This is a genomic window from Acinetobacter sp. YH16038 (assembly GCF_013417275.1).
Taxonomy (GTDB): Bacteria; Pseudomonadota; Gammaproteobacteria; order Pseudomonadales; family Moraxellaceae; genus Acinetobacter.
On the sequence record NZ_VPEG01000128.1, the window covers coordinates 1 to 1,752 of the forward strand.

General features: G+C 37.3%; 1 pseudogene. It reads right to left on the minus strand.

Annotation, left to right across the window (positions count from 1 at the left end):
• Window positions 1-343: 343 nt before the first annotated feature.
• Window positions 344-1,752 (minus strand): annotated as a pseudogene (locus tag FTV34_RS17235) (mobilization protein); the annotation flags it as partial.

Consider the following 1,752-nt stretch of genomic DNA (forward strand, 5'->3'; position numbering starts at 1 on the left):
GGCAATTTTTTGGTTAATATTTTCGTGAGTTTTAGAAAAAGCAAAAGCAACTCGGAATTCGCTTCGCTCATGAGTTTTTTATGCTCGCTTCGCTCGACCTAGATGCAAATTAAATCTGTTCGCACCCTTCGGGATGCTCTATATCTAAGTCTGAGCAGTAAAGGGGAGCTTGTAATCAGAGAAAGAGCAGGGCAAAATTTTGATAGTGTTCAATCGCTCGTAGACACTCGCTCGGCTAATCCCTGTTAGCCTCAAAAAGAAAAGCACAAAGCGAACGGAGTGTGAGCAACATAACGGTAGATCACTTATTCCCCCCTCTGATTACTGCTTTTGCTGAATTGGATTACATATTCAAGTCAAAATCATTTCTCGGTTGTGGCTGTTTGAGTTCATGACTTGATAATTCAATGCTGTTTTGTTGTTGTGATGGGTTTTTAATTTCGTGAATATCATTTTTGATCGTCTCAAAGCCTTTCAAACATGATTGATATAATTCTCTTGGTTCTTTGAGATGGGAATTTCTAGGCTCTAAAATCTTCTCACATTCAAGATATCTCAACATTCTTCGGTCGTTTTTGATGATTTCATCTAACTTTCTACACTCGCTGTGAGTGAGATTTTTACTTGATCGATTTATGTATTCTTCTATATTTTTAATTTTTTTACTCGTTAAAACAATCAGTTGTATTTGATTCTGATTTTTATATGCTTGCTGTTGTTTTTCACTGATTTCTTTGTGATAAGCAACATAATCGGGGTAATAACCGTCGCTTCTTAAATATTTAAAATCAAGAGCTGGCTTGGGTTTGAGTCGAATTTCTGTTATTCCGATTTCTAGTCGTTCAAGTTTTCGATTAATTTCGTCAAGTTCTCTAGAGTTTTCCCAAGCATGTTGATCTGCTTGCTTTGCATCTGCAAATCTTCGTAGAAGTCGCTCGGAACTTTCAATTGCAAGATTTTCGAGAGTGCTCTCTCGATGTCTGATTGTTGTGTGCTGATTGTTGTTTGAATCGGTTCTAAATTTGCTGTTACTAAGTTGCTGACAATGATTTTTAAATCCAGTTGACTCAATGATTTGGTTAATTGCTGACTCAATTGGATTTTCAAGTTTTCTTGAAATGCTTGCTGTAACTGCTCGGAAAAACTCCCCTGTTCGATTTTGGCTATTTCGGATTGTTGTGCTGAAATCAAGGTTTGCTGTTGTTTGAGTTGAGTTTTTAAGCTCTGCTCTACTTCGCTGTATTCGCTCAAGATTGTTTTTAATGAATTGATTTGTTGAATCAATAAGCTGTTTTGTTCTGATAACAAGTTGTTTTGCTCTGTTAAGAAGTGGTCGATTTCTGTCTGCATTGCTTACCTCCGTTGGATTTCCAACATTTTGATTTGATTTCTGATTTGCTGACTGTTCTGCTGAATTATTTGTTCTTGTGCTTCGATGGTCTTTAGATTCATGCTGGCTTGATAGCTCAGATAAAAACTCATTAAAAGACTCAGTATTCCAAAGCTGATTACCCCCCAAAGAATGTATTTCGATCTCTGATTGCTTAGCTTTTCTGAAATCAGTGTTTGTATTTCGCTCTCGATCTGTACGCTTTGGTTCGCTATCGCTTGCTGTACTTGGGTTTGTATGCTCTTTTGTAGACTCTGCTTGTCGATTGAAAGGCTCTGCAACTGGCTGTTGATGTGGTTCTGTAGAGCCTGAATTGAGGTTGAAAACGAATCTATGCTCGATTTCACTTTTGATATTTCCGA